At 74.2% G+C, this 15,437-nt stretch carries 14 protein-coding genes; all 14 read left to right on the forward strand.

All coding sequences use genetic code 11. The annotated features are described in order from the left end of the window. The first annotated feature begins 94 nt into the window (after window positions 1-94). On the forward strand, window positions 95-1,369 hold the full coding sequence (locus tag RM425_RS02755; protein WP_311343653.1) for a pyridoxal phosphate-dependent decarboxylase family protein: 1,275 nt from the start codon (window positions 95-97) through the stop codon (window positions 1,367-1,369). Continuing rightward, window positions 1,366-2,427: an amidase gene (locus RM425_RS02760; protein ID WP_311343654.1), complete on the forward strand. Its 1,062-nt coding sequence runs from the start codon at window positions 1,366-1,368 to the stop codon at window positions 2,425-2,427. Before RM425_RS02755 ends, RM425_RS02760 begins: the two co-directional genes overlap by 4 nt. A gap of 35 nt (window positions 2,428-2,462) precedes the next feature. Then, window positions 2,463-2,759, forward strand: coding sequence for an amidase family protein (locus RM425_RS02765; protein ID WP_311344021.1), 297 nt, complete (start codon window positions 2,463-2,465; stop codon window positions 2,757-2,759). Further along, entirely contained in the window at window positions 2,723-4,342 is a 1,620-nt protein-coding gene (locus tag RM425_RS02770; protein ID WP_311343655.1) for a gamma-glutamyltransferase family protein, read from the forward strand. Before RM425_RS02765 ends, RM425_RS02770 begins: the two co-directional genes overlap by 37 nt. 107 nt (window positions 4,343-4,449) lie before the next feature. Continuing rightward, entirely contained in the window at window positions 4,450-5,691 is a 1,242-nt protein-coding gene (locus RM425_RS02775; protein WP_311343656.1) for an aminotransferase class III-fold pyridoxal phosphate-dependent enzyme, read from the forward strand. A 5-nt stretch (window positions 5,692-5,696) separates the two neighbouring features. Continuing rightward, a complete protein-coding gene (locus RM425_RS02780) occupies window positions 5,697-6,365 on the forward strand; it encodes a class II aldolase/adducin family protein (RefSeq protein WP_311343657.1) in 669 nt (222 codons plus the stop codon). Further along, window positions 6,362-7,321, forward strand: a complete 960-nt coding sequence (locus tag RM425_RS02785; RefSeq protein WP_311343658.1) for a cyclase family protein — start codon at window positions 6,362-6,364, stop codon at window positions 7,319-7,321. The genes RM425_RS02780 and RM425_RS02785 overlap by 4 nt, the downstream gene beginning before the upstream one ends. Then, complete coding sequence (locus tag RM425_RS02790; protein WP_311343659.1) at window positions 7,318-8,301, forward strand: carbohydrate kinase family protein; 984 nt, start codon at window positions 7,318-7,320, stop codon at window positions 8,299-8,301. The genes RM425_RS02785 and RM425_RS02790 overlap by 4 nt, the downstream gene beginning before the upstream one ends. Then, window positions 8,298-10,577, forward strand: coding sequence for a penicillin acylase family protein (locus RM425_RS02795; protein ID WP_311343660.1), 2,280 nt, complete (start codon window positions 8,298-8,300; stop codon window positions 10,575-10,577). Before RM425_RS02790 ends, RM425_RS02795 begins: the two co-directional genes overlap by 4 nt. Window positions 10,578-10,653: 76 nt before the next feature. Then, window positions 10,654-12,075 (forward strand): amidase, encoded by a 1,422-nt coding sequence (locus tag RM425_RS02800; protein WP_311343661.1) that lies wholly within the window; start codon window positions 10,654-10,656, stop codon window positions 12,073-12,075. A gap of 35 nt (window positions 12,076-12,110) precedes the next feature. Continuing rightward, window positions 12,111-12,701: a TetR/AcrR family transcriptional regulator gene (locus tag RM425_RS02805; RefSeq protein ID WP_311343662.1), complete on the forward strand. Its 591-nt coding sequence runs from the start codon at window positions 12,111-12,113 to the stop codon at window positions 12,699-12,701. Window positions 12,702-12,828: 127 nt separating this feature from the next. Further along, on the forward strand, window positions 12,829-13,338 hold the full coding sequence (locus RM425_RS02810; RefSeq protein WP_311344022.1) for a SigE family RNA polymerase sigma factor: 510 nt from the start codon (window positions 12,829-12,831) through the stop codon (window positions 13,336-13,338). Then, complete coding sequence (locus RM425_RS02815; protein ID WP_311343663.1) at window positions 13,335-14,210, forward strand: hypothetical protein; 876 nt, start codon at window positions 13,335-13,337, stop codon at window positions 14,208-14,210. The genes RM425_RS02810 and RM425_RS02815 overlap by 4 nt, the downstream gene beginning before the upstream one ends. Before the next feature lie 43 nt (window positions 14,211-14,253). After that, entirely contained in the window at window positions 14,254-15,432 is a 1,179-nt protein-coding gene (locus RM425_RS02820) for a Kelch repeat-containing protein (protein WP_311343664.1), read from the forward strand. The last annotated feature ends 5 nt before the right edge of the window (window positions 15,433-15,437 follow it).

Raw genomic sequence — 15,437 nt, forward strand, 5'->3', positions numbered from 1 at the left:
GACCATAACGGCGGGCGGGCCGGTGCCGGCGGGCTGCGGCGGATAGGGTCCGCCGGACGGCGGAGGTGACCGCCGCCACACCCGGGGAGGCACCGTGTCCGCCGCACCATCCGCCGAACTGCCCGCCGAGAGCACGGACGGGGCTGACGTCCTCGCCCGGCTTCGCGCCAACCGGCACGACGACGCCGACTGGCGCAACGGCCGCATCTTCGGGCTGATCTTCCACCCGGACGACGACGAGCTCGAGGAGCTGCTCGCCGAGGTCAGCCGCGAGTACCTGGCGGAGAACGCCCTGAACCCGGTCCGCTTCCCGAGCCTGGCCCGCCTCGAGCGCGAGGCGGCGGACATGGTCGCCGGACTGCTGCACGGCACCCCAGGCGCCGGTGGCCTGACCAGCGGCGGCACCGAGTCGATCTTCATGTCGGTCCTGGTCGCGCGGGAGACGGCCCGGAAGAAGGGCATCACCGACCCGGTGCTGGTCACCGGGATCACCGCCCACCCGGCGTTCGCCAAGGCCTGCCACCTGCTGGACATGCGGCAGGTGCGGGTGCCGGTCGACGAGGGCTTCCGGGTCGACGTCGCGGAGATGCGCGCCGCGGTGGGCCCCGACACCGCGATGGTCGTGGCCAGCGCCCCCTGCTACCCGTACGGCGTCATCGACCCGGTGGCCGACGTCGCGGCGATCGCCCGGGAGGCCGGGGTGCTCTGCCACGTCGACGCCTGCCTGGGCGGGATGATGCTGCCCTTCTGGGAGCGGCTGGGCGAGCCGGTGCCGCCGTGGGACTTCCGGGTCGAGGGCGTCACGAGCATCAGCGCCGACCTGCACAAGTACGGCTACGCCTTCAAGGGCGCCAGCGTGCTGCTGCACCGCGACGTCGAGCAGTACCGGACCCAGTGGTGGTTCGACGACGGCGCCTGGGGCGGCGGGCTGTACGGCTCGCCGACCGCCGCCGGCACCCGGCCCGCGCCACCCATCGCGGGGGCCTGGGCGGCGCTGCGGCACCTCGGCGAGGACGGCTACCTGCGCCAGGCGACCAAGGTGCGCGACGCGACCCGGCGGCTGATGGCCGGGGTCGAGGCGATCGAGGGCCTGTCCATCACCTCGACGCCGGACCTCTGCGTGTTCCAGTTCGGCAGCGACGTCCTGGACATGAAGGTGGTGGCCGACGCCCTCGCCGAGCAGGGCTGGTTCCCGAACCGGCAGCCCGGTGGGCTGCACCTGATGGTCTCCCCGTTCCACGTGCACGTGGCCGACGAGTTCCTGGCGGCGCTGGCCGTCGCCGTCGACCGTGCCCGCGGCGGGGGGACGTATGACAGCGGCCCGGCCGTCTACGGCGCAGCCCTCCCCAGCGGGGAGCGCTCCGCATGACCGAGCCCTGGCTGCAGGACGCCTGCTCGCTGGTCGACGCGTTCCGGGCGCGGGAAATCAGCCCCGTCGAGGCGGTGCAGGCGGTGCTCGACGCCGTCGAGGCCAGCGAGCTGAACGCCGTCTGCCACGTGGATGCCGAGAACGCCCTGGCGGCGGCACGGGACGCCGACGTCGGCACGCCCTTCGGCGGCGTGCCGTTCGCGGTCAAGGAGCTGGAACCGGTCGAGGGCTGGCCGTTCCCGCGGGGCAGCAAGCTGCTCGAGGGGACGACGGGGCCGTTCACCACGGTCCACGTGGAACGCATCCGCGATCTCGGGGGCGCCATTCCCGTGGTGCAGACGACCAGCAGCGAGTTCGGGCTGGTCGGCTACACCTCCACCAAGCTGCACGGCACCACCCGCAACCCGTGGAACCCGGACCTGACGCCGGGCGGGTCCAGCGGGGGCACCGCGGCCGCCGTGGCCGGCGGAGTCGTGCCCATCGGCACCGGCACGGACGGCGGCGGGTCGATCCGCATCCCGGCCGGCTACGCGGGGCTGGTCGGCATCAAGACCAGTTTCCGCACCATCCCGTTCGCGCCGTTCGCGCAGATCGAGCCGCTGCACTCCACGGTGGGCTGCCTGTCCCGCTCGGTCCGGGACACCGCCCGCTGGCTCGACGTGGCCAACGGGGCGCACCCGCGCGATCCGTTCAGCCTGCCGCGGGTCGACGGGTTCGAGGCGGGGCTGGGCACCCACGAGCTCGCGGGCCTGCGGGTCGCCGTGCTCCCCGACTTCGGCGGCACGGTCGTGCACCCCGACGTCGTGGCCGCGATCGAGGACGCCGCCGGGGCGCTGATCGCCGCGGCCGGCATGCGGCGGGTCGACGTCGAGTTCGCCGTGCCGGACATGGCCGCGATCTGGTCCGGGGCCTCGCTGCCGACCATGTGGCACGGCATGCACGCGTACTGGCCGCAGATCCGCGAGCTGCTCACCGACGAGGTCGCGGCGCTGATGGCCCGCTCGGAGACGTTCAGCATGGCCGATGCGGCGGCCGTCGACCCCTGCGCAAACAGCTGAACGAATCCTTCGCGGACCTGTTCGAGTCCGTCGACCTGGTCCTCGCCGCGACCAACCCGGACGATCCCTACGCCGCCGAGGGGCCGGGGCCCAAGCGCGCGGGCGACATCGACGTCGAGGGCCTCGGCAACACCGGCCGGCTGACGATGGGCATGAACATCACCGGCGTGCCGGCGATCAGCGTGCCGGCCGGGCTGTCGCCGCGGGGAATGCCGATCGGGATGCAGATCGTCGGGCCCCGGCACAGCGACCCGCTGCTGCTGTCCGTCGCGGCGCTGTTCGAGCGCGAGCGCCCGTGGCCGCTCGTAGCGCCGTCGGCGAGGGTGCGGTGACGTGGGAGACGAAGACCGTCGAGGGTCCTGACGGGCTGGTCTGCAGCGTCGACCGGCTGGCCTCGGAGGCCGGCACCGCGGTCCTGCGCGCCGGCGGGAACGCCGTGGACGCGGCGATCGCGACCAGCGCGGCGCTGACCGTGACGACTCCGCACATGTGCGGGATGGGCGGTGATCTCATGGCCCTCGTCGCCGGGCCGGGCACCGGTCCGGCGCAGCCGCTGGTGCTGAACGCGTCCGGCCGGGCCGGGAGCGGTGCGGATCCGGACCGGCTGCGGGCCGAGGGCCACCGCACCATGCCGCCGCTGGGCGACGTCCGCAGCGCTCCGGTCCCCGGGTGCGTCGACGGCTGGCTGACCCTGCACGGCCGCCTCGGGCGGCTCCCGCTCGCCGAGGTGCTGGCACCGGCGGTCGAGCTGGCCGAGAGGGGCTTCCCGACCTCGCCCATGCTCGCCTTCCTGCTGCCGAAGCTGGCCGGGGTGACCGGCTGCGACGAGCTCGTCGAGGCGGGGGTCGCGGCCGGGGAATCCCTCCGCCGTCCCGGGCCCGCCCGCATGCTGCGGGCCATCGCCGCCGAGGGGCGCGCCGGCTTCTACGGCGGGGAGTTCGGCGAACGGCTGCTGGAGGCGGGGGCGGGGGAGTACCTGCACGAGGACCTCGACCGGCCGCTCGCGGACTGGGTGGAGGGCCTGGTCCTCGAGGTCTGGGGCCACCGGGTGTGGACCGTGCCGCCGAACTCGGCGGGCGTCCTCGCGCTCGCCGGGGCCGGGATCGCCGAGCGCGCCGGCCTCGGTGCCGATCCCGACGACCCCGCCTGGGCGCACCTCACCGTGGAGGCGGCGCGACTGGCCGGGCTCGACCGCCCCCGGGGGCTCTTCGAGGGCGCGGACGGTCGCGAGCTGATCGCGTCCGACCGGCTGGACGCACGGGCCGCGATGGTCGATCCCCAGAGGACGGTGCTCCGGGACGACCGCTACGCCGGGGGCGGAACGATCTACCTGTGCGCCACCGACGGCGACGGCATGGGCGTGAGCCTCATCCAGTCCAACGCCAAGGAGTTCGGCTGCCACGTGGCGGTGCCCGGCACCGGGGTGCTGCTGCACAACCGCGGCATCGGCTTCAGCCTGGAGCCCGGGCACCCGGCCGAGTACGGCCCGGGACGGCGGCCGCCGCACACGCTGTCGCCCACTCTCGTGACCCGTCCCAACGGGTCGCTGCGCGCGCTGCTGGGGACCATGGGCGGGGACTCCCAGACCCAGCTCGTCCTGCAGCTGCTCGCCCGGCTGCTCGTCACGGGCGACGACCCGGCCGCGGTCATCGGCGCTCCGCGGTGGGTGCTGGGCACCGAGGGCGGCACGAACTTCAACGTGTGGGAGCAGCCCGCCGGGCACCGCGTCCGGATCGAGGCGCACGCCCCCGCGTCGTGGCGTCCCGGCCTGGAGGAACGCGGGCACCGGGTGGAGACGGCGCGGCCGGACCCCGCCGGCTTCGGGCACGCCCACCTGATCGACTTCCCGGCCGACGGCCCGCCGCGGGGGGCAGCGGACGCCCGGTCACTGATCGGCGCGGCCGTCGCCGTCTGATCCCGGGGGCCGCGGAGCCTGGTGCGTTTATCGGACAACTGATAGAAAAAAAGCGGTCCGGCCTGCGCCGCAGTTCCGGGCGCCACTCGAGCGGAAGAGTCGACGAGATGACGCAGCTACTCCCCACGCGCACGGTGGACGCGGCCCTCCGCGCTCGGGCCGGTGCGGTGATCCCCGGTGGCATGTACGGCCACATGAACGCGGCGGGCCTGCCCGACGCCTATCCGCAGTTCATGACCCGCGGCGAGGGCAGCCGGGTGTGGGACGCCGACGGCAACGAGTACCTCGACTTCATGTGCGGCTGGGGGCCGGTCGTCCTGGGACGCAAGGACCCGGTCGTCGAGGCGGCGGTCCGCGCGCAGCTGGACGTCGGGGACCTGCTCGACGGCCCCTCCCCGGTGATGGTGGATCTCGCGGAGCTGCTGGTGGAGCTGGTCCCGCACGCGGACTGGGCGATGCTGGCGAAGAACGGCACAGACGCCACCACCGCGTGCGTCAGCATCGCCCGGGCGTCCACCGGACGGCGCAAGGTGCTCCTCGCCACCGGGGCGTACCACGGCGCGATCCCGTGGTGCACGCCTCGGCCGGGCGGTGTCCTCCCCGAGGACCGGGCGCACCTGGGCTACTTCGACTACAACGACGTCGCCTCGCTGGAGGCCGCGGTCGCCGAGGCCGGCGACGACCTCGCCGGCGTCATCGTCTCGCCGGTGCGCCAGGAGCTCGCCCGCGACCAGGAGATGGCCACCGTCGAGTTCGCCCGCGCGATCCGGGCCGCCTGCGACCGCACGGGCGCGGTCATGATCCTCGACGACGTGCGCTGCGGGTTCCGCCTGGACCTCGGCGGCAGCTGGGAGCCGCTGGGGGTCCGGCCCGACCTCTCCGCCTGGTCGAAGGCGATCGCCAACGGGTACTCCCTCGCCGCGATCACCGGGCGCGACCCGCTCCGCGCGGCGGCCTCGAGCATCTACGTCACCGGCTCCTTCTGGTACTCGGCGGTGTCCATGGCGGCGTCGATCGCCACGCTCACCCAGCTGCGGGACACCGACGCAATGGCCCGGATGGCCGCCTCGGGTCAGCGGCTGCGCGACGGCCTGGCCGCCCAGTCCGCCGCCCACGGCTTCGCCACCTCGCAGACCGGCCCCGTCCAGATGCCCCTGCTGCGCTTCCTGGACGACGACGCCGCCTCCACGATGGCGCGGACCTGGACCAACGAGGCCGTCAAGCGCGGGGTGTACCTGCACCCGGTGCACAACTGGTTCCTCAGCGCCGCCCACACCGCCGACGACATCGACCTGGCCCTCGAGCGGACCGACGACGCGTTCGCCGAGCTCGCCCGCCTCCGGGGCTGACGGGGATGGACGACGCCCGGTGGCACGCGGCCGCGGAGAGCCTGGTGCGGTACGGCCGGCGGATGAACCCCGACGGCCTCGCGGTCGGCCCGGCCGGGAACCTGAGCGTGCGCCTGGACGACGTCGTCGCCATCACGCCGTCCCAGATCCGCTACGACGAGGTCACGCCCGAGTCGATCTGCTTCGTGACGTTGGACGGGGAGCACGTCGGGGGTGAGGGCCGGGTCTCGTCGGAGACGCCCATGCACCTGTCGGTCTACCGGACGACGACGGCAGCGGCGGTCGTGCACACCCACTCGCCGCGGGCGGTGGCGGCGTCGACCGTGGTGGACGAGCTGCCGGCGGTCCACTACTCGATCCTGCGGGCCGGGGGCGGCCCGACCATCCGCGTCGCGCCGTACGAGCGGTTCGGCTCCGACGAGCTGGCCCGGGCGGCCGTCGCGGGCCTGGAGGGGCGGACGGCGGTCCTCCTGCAGAACCACGGGGCGATCACCTACGGCCGCGATCTGGCCGAGGCCTACGAGCGGGCCCAGCTCGTCGAGTGGCTGGCCGACGTGCACCTGGCCGCCAGCGGCTTCGGCGCCCCGCGCATCCTGACCGACGAGGAGCTCGGCCAGGTCGCGTCGGAGTCCGCCCGCCGCCGGTACGGCGCCGCAGCCGGGACAACGCGATGAGCGGCGGGATCCCGGCGTACGACGACCTGCCCCGGGACGAGGCCGGCGCGCCGGTCGGCTGGGGCGTCTTCGGCGCGGGCGACGCCGTCGGCCGGATGAACCTGCAGTCGCCCGAGGCGGTCGCTGCGGCCGCGCGGTCCGTCGTCCGCGGCGCGGTCTTCCCGCTGAACGCCCCGCAGGACCTGTTCGACCCGCCGCTGTACGGCCGCGGCGCGATCCGGCACACGCGGCTGCCCAGCCCCGGTGGCACCGGCTTCGACGACGTCTACGACAACTACTACCCGCAGGCCTCCAGCCAGTGGGACGCGCTGTCCCACGTGGCGTACCGGCCCGACGTGTTCTACCAGGGGGTCACCGCCGACGAGATCGCGCGCGAGGGCCGCAACGGCATCGAGGCGTGGGCGCAGCGCGGCATCGCCGGCCGCGGCGTCCTGCTCGACGTCGCCCGCGCGCTCGCCGCGGCGGGGCGGCCCCTCGACCCGGGCAGCAGCACGGCCCTGACGGTCGAGGACCTCGAGCTGGCGCGGGCCCAGGCCGGTGTGGAGTTCCGGCCGGGCGACGTCGTGCTGGTGCGCACCGGCTTCGTGGACTGGTACCGGGGTCAGGACGACAGAGCGCGGCAGGCCATGTCCCGTGGGCGGCTGACCGCCGCCGGCATCGACCACAGCGAGGCGATGGCCCGCTACGTGTGGGACAGCGGCGCGGCCGCGTTCGCCAGTGACGCGCCGGCGCTCGAGGTGTGGCCGCCGGACCCCCGTCCCGAGGCGGCCCCCTTCGGCTTCCTGCACAACGTCCTCATCGGTCAGTTCGGGCTGGCGATCGGCGAGCTGTGGGCGCTCGACGACCTCGCCGCGGACTGCGCCGCGGACGGGCGGTACGAGTTCCTGCTCTGCAGCGCGCCGCTCCATGTGCCCGGCGGGATCGGGTCCCCGGCCAACGCCCTGGCGATCAAGTGAGCGGCACGGTGCCCGCCGAGGAGCGGCCGCCGCGGATCGCCTGCGTGGGCATCTACATCCTCGACGTCCTGGGCCGGGCGATCGACGTCCTGCCCACGACCCAGTCCGCCGTGGTCATCGACGAGATCCGGATGACGGTGGCCGGCACGGCCGGGGGGACGGCGGTCGACCTCGCCCGCCTGGGTGCCGACGTGCTGGCCGTGGGCGCCGTGGGAGCGGACAACGTGGGGGCCTTCGTGCGCACCCTGCTGCAGCAGGAGGGCGTCGATGCGAGCGGCCTGGTGGTAAAGCCGGGGCTGCCGACCTCGGCCACGATGCTCCCGATCAGCAGCGCCGGCGTCCGCCCCGCCTGGCACGTGCGGGGCGCGAACGCCGAACTGGGGCGGGACGACCTGCCCTGGGACGCCCTCGCCGACGTCGACGTCCTGCACTACGGCGGGGTCTCGGCGCTGCCGGGGCTCGACGGCGACCCGTCCCGCGAGCTGCTCTCCCACGCCCGGGCGCACGGCGCCATCACGACGGCCGACTGCCTCGGCGTGAAGCGCACGGATGCGCTCGCCACCTTCGCCGCGTCGCTGCCGCACGTCGACGTCTTCATGCCCAACCGGGACGAGGTCGCGCGGCTGACCGGCCTCTCCTCGCCCCAGGACGGCGCCCGGGCGCTGCTGGACCTCGGCGCGCGGGCCGTCATCGTGAAGCTGGACGCCGACGGGTGCTTCGGCGTCAGCGCCGAGGGCGAGTTCTCCCTGCCGGCCATCCCCGGGGACGTCGTCGACTCCACCGGCTGCGGCGACGCCTTCTGCGCCGGGGTGATCCGCGGGCTCACCCTCGGCCGGTCGCTGGAGGACGCCGCCTGGCTGGGCATCGCCTCGGGCACCCTCACCGCCGGTGGCCTCGGCTCCGACGCCGGCCTCCGGGACCTGGACTCCACCCTCGCCTTCCTCGACGACCACCGGCCCGACCGAGCGGAGCGACCATGAGCAGCGATCCCGGGAGCACGGTCCACCTGGCCGGCCTGACCGACGACGTCGAGGTGCACCGGGACGAGTGGGGCATCCCGCACGTCCGCGCGCGGTCCTCCGACGACGCCTTCTTCGCGCAGGGGTACGTCCACGCCCAGGACCGGCTGTTCCAGATGGACGCGGCCCGCCGCAAGATGGAGGGCCGCTGGGCCGAGTGGGTGGGGCCCACGGGCGTGCCGGCCGACACCCTCGCCCGACGGCTCGGGGTGGTCGCGGCCTGCCGACGCGACCTCGACGTCGCGAACGACGAGACGGAGGCGATGCTCACCGCCTACGCGGCAGGGGTGAACGCCCACCTCGCCGGCCTGGACCGGCTGCCGATGGAGTACGGGCTGCTCGGTGTCGAGCCGGAGGCCTGGGAGCCGTGGCACAGCATCGCGGCGATGCGGCAGCGGGGCTACCTCATGGGCTCGGTCTGGTTTAAGCTCTGGCGGGCCGCGGCGGTGCGGGCCGTCGGCCCCGACCAGGTCGGCGTGCTGCGGTACGACGACGGCGGCTCCGACCGGCTTTGCATCCCGCCCGGTGCCGACGCCGAGCGCTGGGTCGCCAGCCTCGAGGACCTGGCCCCGGCCCTCGAGGCCATGGCCGCGCTGGCGGATGCCGACGCCACCGGGGGAGGCAGCAACAACTGGGCGGTGTCCGGCGCGCGGACCGCCTCCGGACGGCCCCTGCTCGCCGGTGACCCGCACCGCGCCTTCGACATGCCCGGGATGTACACCCAGGCCCACCTGGCCTGCGACGACTTCGACGCCATCGGCCTGACCGTCCCGGGGGTGCCGGGCTTCCCCCACTTCGCGCACAACGGCTCCGTGGCCTGGTCGGTGACGCACGCCTTCGCCGACCTCCACGACCTGTACGTCGACCTGTTCTCACCCGATGCCGGCCAGTACCGGTTCCGGGACGGCTGGCGTTCCACGAGCGTCCGCACCGAACGCGTCCTCGTGGCGGGCGCCGATCCGGTCGACGTCCAGGTCGTCGAGACCCACCACGGCCCGGTCGTCGCCGGCGATCCCGCGCAGGGCGCCGCGCTCACCCTGCGGTCGATGCAGTTCGCCGAGACCGACCGGTCGTTCGACTGCCTGCTGCCGATGCTCCGGTCGCGGACCGCAGCCGGGCTGTTCGAGGCCTGCGAGGGCTGGGGGCTGATCGACCACAACCTCGTGGCCGCGGACACGTCGGGCAGCATCGGGCACCTCGTCCGCGCCGTCGTCCCCCGGCGGCCCCGGATCAACGGCTGGCTGCCGGTGCCGGGCTGGACGGGGGAGCACGACTGGGACGGCATGATCCCGTTCGAGGCGATGCCCCGGACGTTCGACCCGCCCCGGGGGTACCTCGCCACGGCGAACAACCGGGTGGTCGCGGACTCCGCCGACGGCGACTACCTCATGACCGACTGCCACCCCTCCTACCGCGCCCGCCGCGTCGAGGACCGGCTGTCGGAGCTGCCGCAGGCCACGGCCGAGGACATGCGGGCGATCTCCTCCGACGTGCAGAGCCTCAGCGCGCCGCTGTTCCAGCGGGTGCTCGCCGCGGTCGACGTGCCGGACCCGCGGTGCGCGGAGCTGCGGGACCTCGTCGTCGACTGGGACGCCCGGATGGCCGCGGACTCGGTGGCCGCCACCGCGTACACGGCCTTCCGCTGGGCGCTGGCCGGGGTGCTGACCGAGCGGTCCGGGCTGAGCGGGGTTGCGGGCGATCCGGTCGTCGTCCCGATGCAGCCCGGCGTGGACGCCGGCAACCAGCTCTGGTGGGCTCTCCCCGGGCTGGTCCGGGCCGACGACACCTCACTGCTGGGCGGCTGGACCTGGGCGCAGGCCGCGGTGGAGGCGCTGCGCCGCGCGGTGGACGCGGTGGACGGCGCGCCGTGGGCGGAGCGGCACCCGGTCGCGTTCACCCATCCCCTGGCCGGCGCGTTCCCCGCCGAGGCCGGCCGGCTGAACCCGCCCGGCGCGCACGTGGGCGGGGACAACGAGACCGTGCTCGCCAACGGCTGCTACTCGTCGACGGGCACGCGGGCCGTCTACGGGGCGGTGGCGCGCTACGTGTTCGACGTCGGCGCCTGGGACGACAGCTCCTGGGTGGTCCTCACGGGGGCGTCCGGCGATCCGGACGACCCGCACTACCTGGACCAGCACCGCATCTGGGCGGCCGGCGAGACGGTCCCCATGCGCTACGACTGGACGGCGATCGCGGCCGCGGCGCAGCTGACGCTGCTGCGCCCCACCACCGACTGAGGCATTCGACCCAGCTGCGGAGCAGCCCACCCACCCAGCCGCCCGGTAGCCGCGCGGCACGACGACAGGAGTGCACGTGAGCCACGACCAGCTGTGGGCGACGCCGGCGACGGACCTGGCCCGGATGATCCAGGCGAAGGAGGTCTCGCCGACCGAGATCCTCGACTCCGTGCTCGGCCGGATGGACGCCGTCGAGCCGAAGGTGCACGCGTTCATCACCGTCACCGCCGATCTCGCGCGCGCAGAGGCGGCCTCGGCCACCGAGCGCGCTTCCCGCGGCGAGCGGATCAGCCCCATGGACGGGATCCCGTACTCGATCAAGGACCTGGAGAACACCGCGGGCATCCGCACCACGCAGGGGACCCGGTTCTTCGCGGACAACGTGCCCGACACCGACAGCGTCGTCGCGGGCCGGCTCCGCTCCAGCGGTGGCGTGCTGCTCGGCAAGACCAACACCCCGGCCTTCGGCTGGAAGGACATGGCCGACAACCTGGTCGCCGAGACGACCGTGAACCCGTGGGACACCTCCCGGACGACCGGGGCGTCCTCCGGTGGCGCCGCCGCCGCCGTCGCCGCCGGGATGGGCCCGCTGGCGCAGGGGTCGGACGGGGCGGGCTCCATCCGCATCCCCGCGGCGCTGTGCGGAGTCGTGGGCTTCAAGCCCTCGTTCGGGCGCATCCCGGTGCACCCGATCCGCGAGTACTGGGCGCACCGCACCCACATGGGACCGCTGACCCGCACGGTGGCGGATGCCGCCCTCATGACGTCGGTGATGGCGGGGAACGACGACCGCGACCCCCTCTCGCTCACCAGCGAGATGGGGGAGTTCGTGCCGCTGCCGGAGTCCCACCGGCCGCTCGCCGGCCGGAGGATCCGCTGGAGCCCGGACCTGGGGTACGGCGCGGTCAGCGCGGAGGTGGTGCAGATCGTCGCCGAGGCGGTCTCCGTGCTGGAGGAGCTCGGCGGTTCGGTCGAGGAGAAGGCCCCCGGCTGGGAGGACCCCAGCCGCTTCCACCGGGTCATCTACTCCAGCGGCCTCGCCGTGGGCGTCGGGCCGCTCGCCGACCGGGAGCCGGACTGGCTCGAGGACGACCTGAAGCGGCTGATCGAGTACGGCAGGTCGCATTCGGCGGTCGACCTCAAGGCGGCCGAGATCCAGCGGGGCCGCCTCTACGACGCCGCCCGGACCCTGTTCGAGGAGATCGACCTCCTCGTCACGCCGGCCATGCCGCTGGAGGCCTGGTCCGCGGAGCCGGGCCCCGGGCCGCAGGAGATCGACGGTGTGCGGCTGGGCGCCCGGGGGCGCTCGTTCCTGCTCAACCCGTTCAACCTGACCGGGCAGCCGGCGATCTCCATCCCCTGCGGCTGGACCGAGGCAGGGCTGCCAGTCGGCCTGCAGATCGTCGGCCGGCGCAACCAGGACATCGACGTCCTCCAGGTCGCCCACGTGCTCGAGCAGCGCCTCGGGCTGGTGGACCGCTGGCCGGCCCTGAGCTGACCGTCGTCGCTCCGTCGGGACAGGAGGATGCACGGGTGCCGAAGATCGTCGACCACGACGAACGCCGGCGGTCGCTGATCGAGGCGACCTGGCGGGTGATCGCGCGGGAGGGCATCGCCAGCGCGACCACCCGCGGCATCGCCCGGGAGGCCGGCTGCTCCAGCGGGGTGCTGGCGCACTACTTCGCCGACAAGGCCGAGCTCATGGCCTCGGCGATGCTCGCGGCGCACGCCGAGGTGCACGCCCGGCTGGACCCGGAGCTGACCGGCCTGGCCTCGGTCCGCCAGTACATGCTCGAGTGCTTGCCGCTGGACGAGCGGCGCCGGTTCCTGGCCGTCGTCGAGGTGAGCTTCTGGGGGCAGGCGGTCGGCAATTCCCGGCTGATCGACGTGTACGCCGGCGAACTGGATGGGTTCCGCGGCAAGCTACGCGTCCGTCTCGCGCAGGCGTACGAGCAGGGGGAGCTGCGGCCGGAGGTCGACGTCGAGGCGGTCGTGCACGAGCTGCACGTCCTGAACGACGGGCTGAGCAGCCAGGCGGCGCTGTACCCGCACAGTGCCTCGGCGGAGCAGCAGACCGCCATGCTGGACGCGATCCTCGACCGGATCCGCAGCGCTGTCCCCTGAGGGCCCCGGGGAACCGGTGACCCTGGGGCGGAATTTCCTGGTCGCTCTCAACCCCAGCGGTGCGGCGAGGCGTGTGTACAGGTAGCAGCGCCCGAGACGGGGCGCTCGACCGGAGGGTGCCGTGACCATGGACAGCGAGGCCGGGTTCGCCGACTTCGTCGGGCAGTGGTCGCCGGCGCTGCTGCGGGTGGCCTTCCTGCTGACCGGTGACCGGGGGCTGGCGGAGGACCTGCTGCAGACGGCGTTGCTCAAGACGTCGCGGCGGTGGTCGAAACTGGCCGACCACCGGGCCGCCTATCCCTACGTGCGCCGAGTGCTGGTCACCACGTATGCGAGCTGGCGCCGTCGTCACCGGGTGGGCGAGGTGCTCACCGACCAGCTGCCCGAGCACGGAGGAGCAGGCGGCGAGCCGGTGCCCACGGGCCGGGCGGTGGCCGCGCTGGACGCGCTGCCGCCGAGGATGCGGGCGGTGATCGTGCTCCGGTTCTACGAGGACCTGTCCGAGGCCGACACCGCCGCGGCGCTGGGCTGCTCGGTCGGATCGGTCAAGAGCCAGGCCTCCCGCGGACTGGCCCGCCTGCGCGTCGAGCTGTCTCCCCCCGCCGACCTGCTGATGCACCGAGAGGACGCGTCATGAACACCGACGAACTGCGCGAGGCGCTGCGCCGCGACGCCGAGCTGGCCGGCCTGCCGCCGACCGACCTGGTCCACCGGGTTGCGGGCCGGCGCAGCCGCCGCCGCCGGCTGACCGGTGTCGTGGGCTGTGTCCTCGCGATCGCCGTGGCGGTGGTCGGGGTCTCCGTCCTCGACGGAGTCCGCGAGCAGGACCGGGGTGTCGATGCGGCGGCCGGGGTGGACGTGGAGACCGAGGTGGACGTTGAGGCCGCCGCGGCGGCCTACCGGGAGAGCCTCGCGAACGGGAGCGGGAGCTCGGCCGCGTCGTACGCGATCGGTCCCGAATCCCTGACCGAGTTCCTGCCCAACACGACGTACCTGGTGCGCAACGGGACCCGGACGACGCTGACCGATGCGGTCGTCGTCGGCCATGTCACGAGCGTCAGCCCGGGCCGCGCCTTCCACTACGACGACGACGAGCACTCCACCACCGAGGTGCCGTTCGACGACTCCCGCGCCATGTGGCGGACCGCGCACGCCGAGGTGGCCGTCACGGAGGTCCTGGGCGGTCAGGTCCGGGAGGACACGATCGTCGTCGGTTTCGGCGCTGGCCGGTCCTTCGACGTCCTGGCCGCCGGCCTGCCGGCCCTTGGAGATCTGGTCTTCTTCCTGCAGTCGGGGTCGGCGGTCTACGACTACGAGCCGGGCATCTGGAGCGTCGCCTTCGACGGCTCGGTGCTGGCCGAGGTCGAGTCCGACGGCCGGCTGACGCTGCCGGCCGTCGAGCCCTACTGGGCCGAGCAGTGGCTGACGCAGACGCCCACGCTGGACAGCCTGCGCGCGGCGGCCCAGCAGCCGGCGCGCATCGTGCCCTTCGAGACCCTGGAGGACTGACCCCGTGCCGGAGTCGAATCGTCCCGCCACCTGTCTGAGTGGCATGGAGACCAAGATCCTTCGCGCGGTGCTCGTCGGCGCCCTCCTCGTGGCGGGCACGGCCGGCTGTTCGGGCGACGCCGACGCCGACCCGGCGCCGGCACCCGAGGGCGGGAGCGCGGAGTGGCGGCGGCTGCCGGACCCACCCCTGAGCCCTCGCGACGAGGCGGTGCTCGTCGGTCTCGGCGACCGCGTGCTCGTCGTCGGTGGCTGGGAGTTCTACTGCCCGCCCGGCGCGGGCTGCGCCACGCCGTCGGAGCCGCTGTTCCCCGACGGCGCGCTCTACGACGCGTCCAGCGACTCCTGGCGCCGCATTGCGCCCGCGCCGTTCGGGGTGCGCGGTCACGGCGGGACGACCGCCGGTCTCGAGGGGACCGCCTACCTGGTCACCAGGTGCGCCGACGGCCCGGCCTGCGGCGCACCACCACGGCTGCTGTCCTACCGACCGGCCGACGACCGGTGGGCCGACCACGGCGCGGTGCCCGGACTCGAGTACGGCGGCCGGGTCACGCCTGTCGGCTCGACGCTCGTGATCTCCGGCGGCAGCGCCCCCGACCAGTTCATCGACGTCGTGTTCGACCCGGCGAGGTCCACCTGGACCGAGCTGCCCGACGACCCGTTGCCACCCGTCTACGACCGCTTCCTCGTGCAGGTCGAGGACCAGCTGGTCGTCGCCGGCTCCCCGATCACAGCCCCGGGTACCGAGGAGCAACCAGCCAAGACGGCCGCCCGCTTCGACGTCGCCGCCGGACGGTGGGTGGCACTCCCGGATGCGCCCGGTCCGGGGTACGAGCTGTTCCCCACCGACCAGGGGCCACTGCTCGCCGGCAGCACGCGGGGTGGGCCGAACTGGCTCCTCGACCCCAGCACGTGGACGTGGACGGAGGTACGCGAGAGCACCCGTGAAGACGACGACGTCGACGGCGTGCTGGATCGTGACCGGGCCACCTACGGCCTCGAAGGTGCGCTCGGCGGACCGACGTACGCGACCCCCGTCGTCTTCCACAGCGCCACGGGGGACTTCCTGACGCTGCGCCCGCCGCCCGGCCGGGAGGACGTGTCGGGCGGCTCGAGCACCGCCTTGGGACGGGACCTCGTCATCCACGGCGGACAGCGGTGGTCCGGTGGGTACGACGGCGAACTGGTCGGCGACGCGTGGCTGTGGAGCGCTCCTACCGGCTGACCGGG

Origin of the sequence: Blastococcus goldschmidtiae, assembly GCF_031845325.1 — a bacterium.
In the GTDB taxonomy this organism is placed as follows: domain Bacteria; phylum Actinomycetota; class Actinomycetes; order Mycobacteriales; family Geodermatophilaceae; genus Blastococcus; species Blastococcus goldschmidtiae.

Coding starts and splice junctions, on each gene's coding strand:
- RM425_RS02760 (WP_311343654.1), top strand. CDS start 1,366: ATGACCGAGCCCTGGCTGCAGGACGCCTGCTCGCTGGTCGACGCGTTC.
- RM425_RS02775 (WP_311343656.1), top strand. CDS start 4,450: ATGACGCAGCTACTCCCCACGCGCACGGTGGACGCGGCCCTCCGCGCT.
- RM425_RS02780 (WP_311343657.1), top strand. CDS start 5,697: ATGGACGACGCCCGGTGGCACGCGGCCGCGGAGAGCCTGGTGCGGTAC.
- RM425_RS02785 (WP_311343658.1), top strand. CDS start 6,362: ATGAGCGGCGGGATCCCGGCGTACGACGACCTGCCCCGGGACGAGGCC.
- RM425_RS02795 (WP_311343660.1), top strand. CDS start 8,298: ATGAGCAGCGATCCCGGGAGCACGGTCCACCTGGCCGGCCTGACCGAC.
- RM425_RS02810 (WP_311344022.1), top strand. CDS start 12,829: ATGGACAGCGAGGCCGGGTTCGCCGACTTCGTCGGGCAGTGGTCGCCG.
- RM425_RS02815 (WP_311343663.1), top strand. CDS start 13,335: ATGAACACCGACGAACTGCGCGAGGCGCTGCGCCGCGACGCCGAGCTG.
- RM425_RS02820 (WP_311343664.1), top strand. CDS start 14,254: ATGGAGACCAAGATCCTTCGCGCGGTGCTCGTCGGCGCCCTCCTCGTG.